The 3612-nt window shown below is 61.0% G+C and carries 6 protein-coding genes and 1 pseudogene; 2 read left to right on the top strand and 5 right to left on the bottom strand.

Features of this window, described 5'->3' with window-relative positions:
• The coding region (locus tag EOC06_RS43175; protein ID WP_245469911.1) for a DUF763 domain-containing protein at positions 1-647 on the bottom strand (647 nt) is incomplete at its 3' end.
• Between the two features lie 100 nt (positions 648-747).
• Entirely contained in the window at positions 748-1356 is a 609-nt protein-coding gene (locus EOC06_RS22550; RefSeq protein ID WP_127267549.1) for a cysteine hydrolase family protein, read from the bottom strand.
• A gap of 201 nt (positions 1357-1557) precedes the next feature.
• On the opposite strand from EOC06_RS22550, the gene EOC06_RS22545 reads away from it, so the two are divergent.
• The gene (locus EOC06_RS22545) at positions 1558-1953 is read left to right on the top strand and encodes a GFA family protein (protein ID WP_127329007.1); all 396 of its coding nucleotides are present in this window, start codon (positions 1558-1560) and stop codon (positions 1951-1953) included.
• 24 nt (positions 1954-1977) lie between these two features.
• Positions 1978-2385: pseudogene (locus EOC06_RS22540) on the top strand (HD domain-containing protein); the annotation flags it as partial.
• 53 nt (positions 2386-2438) lie between these two features.
• On the opposite strand, the gene EOC06_RS22535 reads toward EOC06_RS22540, so the two are convergent.
• The 3 genes from EOC06_RS22535 to EOC06_RS43165 all read right to left on the bottom strand — a co-directional run.
• Positions 2439-2849, bottom strand: coding sequence for a DUF427 domain-containing protein (locus tag EOC06_RS22535; protein WP_128308825.1), 411 nt, complete (start codon positions 2847-2849; stop codon positions 2439-2441).
• 124 nt (positions 2850-2973) lie between these two features.
• The gene (locus EOC06_RS43170) at positions 2974-3168 is read right to left on the bottom strand and encodes an alpha/beta fold hydrolase (protein WP_245469909.1); all 195 of its coding nucleotides are present in this window, start codon (positions 3166-3168) and stop codon (positions 2974-2976) included.
• A partial coding sequence (locus EOC06_RS43165) for an alpha/beta fold hydrolase (RefSeq protein WP_245469908.1) occupies positions 3156-3612 on the bottom strand: 457 nt, incomplete at its 5' end. The genes EOC06_RS43165 and EOC06_RS43170, both read right to left, overlap by 13 nt.

Below are 3612 nucleotides of genomic sequence, written 5' to 3'. Positions count from 1 at the left end.
GGCATGAACGGTGACAGCAAGGTGGCGCGCCTGTCGGTCAGGTTGACGATCTCACCTTGATGGACGCCCTCTATGGCGGCATGCGGCTGGTCGACAAAACTCTTGAGGCCCTCGGAGAGCCAATGGTAGCGGCGCGCCACCTTGCTGTCACCGTTCATGCCTTGCTGCACCACGACCCAGCGACCGTCATCGGTGACGATGAAACCATGCAGGTAAAGATCGAAACCGTCCTGGACCGCGGCGCTGTCGACCTTGGCGACAAGCCGGCTGACGGTGGCCAGGCCCGCCCCGTCGAAGCCGACGCGTTGGCCGATGGCCTCCAGCTCATGCGGGGTTTTGCGCGAATGCGCGCCGCGACCACCGCAGACATGAATGCCGAGCTCGCCGGAGAGCGGCGTGAGGCCACGCTTCAAAGCGCCCACGACGCTGGTCGTGATCCCCGACGAGTGCCAATCCATGCCCATGACAGCACCAAAGGACTGGAACCAGAATGGATGCGCCAGCCGCCGCAGCAGCTCGTCTCGACCATAGTGATGAATGATCGCCTCGCACATCACAGCGCCAAGACGCGTCATGCGGTCGCCGAGCCATTTCGGCACGCGCCCGCCATGGAGTGGAAGATCAGCACTTCCCGATCGTTGCGTCACGTCTGCTACCTGTTCTGGTGTCCGTCATTCTCTTAACAGATAGGCAGCCCAACCGCGCAAGGAAGCATGGACACTTCCACCCGGGCCGGGTTAGCGGACGTCAAGTCCAGTTCGAGAGAACCGTTTCCATCTCAACCGTCTCGACCTGCTGCGCGAAACGTTGGTGGTAAACGGTCAGCAGTGCATCATGGGTTGCGTCGGAAGAACTGCACAGCGCGTCCGTGACGAGAACCACGCGATAGCCGAAATCGATGGCCCCGAGCACGGTGGCGAGAACGCAAACATCTGTTTCGCCACCGGTAATGACCAGCGTATCGATGCCGCGCTCCACCAGAAGGGCTCTGAGGCGCCCTTCGAACCAGGGCGAATAGATGTGCTTGTCGATGATCGCCGCTGGCGGGCAGTAGCCGGCTAAAGACGGCAACAGTTCGGTCATTTCGGGCCCGATCGTCTCGATCGTCAGGGAAGCCCAGCGCTCATAATAGCGCTTCCATGTGCCGACGCCCTGCCCCGGCTTTTCGGCTGGCAGGAAGCGTGTAAAGACCGTCTGTGGCGCGCGTCTTTCGACCAGCCTCTCGATCTGCGGGAGAACCCGGGTGATCCAGGGCGTTGCCCATTGAGACGGCTCGGCAAACAGCCGCTGCATATCCACGCAGACATGCATGCATCGATCGCCAAGAGGTCCGTATGCCAGCCCCGGCATCGACATCAGCGCTTCTCCGACCGACGATGCATTTCCCTGTTTCCTCCCATTGTCGGCAAAGACACGCAACGCCGCGCGCAAGCACTGGTTCCTGAGATAGCCACAGGAACCTACGCAAATGGCTGGCGTTTCCGCTGAGATGAATGGAGGTGCTCGCATGAGACCGCGCGATAGACGTTGGAGCGGCAAGTCAGCCGGGGCGCCAAAATGGAACTGAGCGGAGGATGTCTCTGCGGCACGATCCGCTTCCGCGTTGGAAGCGAACCGAGAGTGCATTATTGCCATTGTGATATGTGCCGGCGAACGACCGGCAGTGCGTTCGCGGTTCTGGCCTGGGTGCCTTCCCAAAGCGTGACCTGGACCAATGCGGCGCCGGCCTATCGCAGATCTTCGCCGATTGCCCGGAGGGGCTTCTGCTCCGCCTGCGGATCGCCGCTCAGCCTTGCCTATGACGCATCGCCCGGAGAGATCGCGCTGCATGTCGGAACGTTCGACGATCCGGCTCGCCTGGAGCCGCGCTACAATTATGGATCGAGGCAGCGACTTGGCTGGGTTTGCTGCGGAATAGACCTGCCGCACCACGATACCGAGGAGCGATGGTAAAACCATGTCTGAAGGGCAAGCCAGATGAGCATCTTTTACCGGGCGGCCAAGATTGCCGAAGAGGTCCACGCAGCACAGCGCGACAAGACCGGGCGACCGTATATCGAGCACTGCCGCCGGGTCGTCGACGCGGTCGAAACCAGGGACCAGAAGGTCGTCGCCTATCTCCATGACGTCGTGGAAAAGGGCGAAGGCTGGAACCGGACCAGGTTGGACGAGGCCGGTTTTGGCCCGACGATCGCGTCGGCCGTCGACGCCATGTCGCGCAGGGATGGCGAGGACTACTTCGCGTTTGTGCGACGGGCGGCATCGAATCCATTGGCGCTGCCGGTGAAGCGCGCGGATCTGGCGGACAATATCTGGCAGGCCCGACAAGTCGGGGCATCGACTGTCAAATATGAGGAGGCACTACGCATCCTTGATGACGAGTTTCCGCGCGTCAGCACCAGCCTTGAATTCAGATCGCCCCGCTGCGAACGGGCAATCTACTCCGGGACGTGGGGCGTGTGCCGTCTGTCCTCCGCGGGCTCAGCATCGATGCGCGCCTTTTCCGGATCGAATGCACCATGACGTGCAATGGGCCGCGCCGCGGTTTCAGGCGTCTCGTATGCCCACATGAAATCGTCAGCCGAGCTGCCCACCGCATGGACGCGCCAGTAGCTCGCGGTGCCTTTCGAAGGGGAGCGGCTGGTGGTGTTCGTCTTTTCGAAAAGGTCGAAATAGATGTCTTCGAAAGGGATGTAGAACACGGGCTCATGTCCTTCTTCCTGAAGCACTTTCGCCCGTTCCGTAGCAGCGACTATGGCGTCGGAAAATCGTACCGTCACCGTGCCGACAAACGATACTATGGCCAGCTGGCCAGCATGGTGTGCTGAGATTGCGTCTGAAGCTTGCATTCAAATTCTCCCTGGCTGCCGATTGATTGCGAGACCGCATTTCGGTTCGTCATGCATGGAGACGAAATGCGCGGCGATGCGTCAGGTTCCGGCCTCTACTATGAGGTCGGATGACGACCCCACTTCAGCGTTTGCCATGGCTGTCGAGAAACGCAGCCAACAATCGCGGAACCTGATCAGAAGCCTCACGCGTCGGGAAGTGTCCGATGCCATCCAGCACCACCCGCCTGTAGAACGCGGTGAAATGCTCTTCGAGCCCCTCTGAGGACTGGGCAAACACAACGCGGTCGGCGCCACCATGAAGCGTCAGGATCGGCACCGTGATGATCTTGACCGCTGCTTGCCGGCGGGCGAGTTCGGCATAGCGGGGATCGGGCTCGGCCTCTTCCCATCGGACCCGAAGGGATGCAACGTCACATCCGCCCAGTCAGGATTTTCGAACGAACTCGCGACACCATCGAAAATAGCGTCGTCGAACCAGCCTGATGGACCCCAGCTGTCCCACTGGTATCTGGCGAATTCCTTGCCGTTGTTTCGTACGAACTCGGCGCCCCGTGCCGTCGCCATGAACCATTGATACCAAAATGCTTTCGCTTGTCCGGGCGCCGGCGTTGCTGGTTTGCCTGGTTGCCAGCCGAGCGACAGCGCAGCACAGCACTTGATGCGGTCCGGGAAAACCGACGCGAGCAGATAGGATATCCGGGCACCCCAATCGTGTCCGACGACCGCAAAGCGGCTGAGGCCCAGCGCATCGGCAAAATCC

The sequence above is a fragment of the Mesorhizobium sp. M7A.F.Ca.MR.362.00.0.0 genome (assembly GCF_004023175.1).
In the GTDB taxonomy this organism is placed as follows: Bacteria; Pseudomonadota; Alphaproteobacteria; order Rhizobiales; family Rhizobiaceae; genus Mesorhizobium.
This window is presented reverse-complemented; position numbering and strand designations above follow the sequence as displayed.

Coding starts and splice junctions, on each gene's coding strand:
- EOC06_RS22550 (WP_127267549.1), bottom strand. CDS start 1,356: ATGTCGATGCCGGGGCTGGCATACGGACCTCTTGGCGATCGATGCATG.
- EOC06_RS22545 (WP_127329007.1), top strand. CDS start 1,558: ATGGAACTGAGCGGAGGATGTCTCTGCGGCACGATCCGCTTCCGCGTT.
- EOC06_RS22535 (WP_128308825.1), bottom strand. CDS start 2,849: ATGCAAGCTTCAGACGCAATCTCAGCACACCATGCTGGCCAGCTGGCC.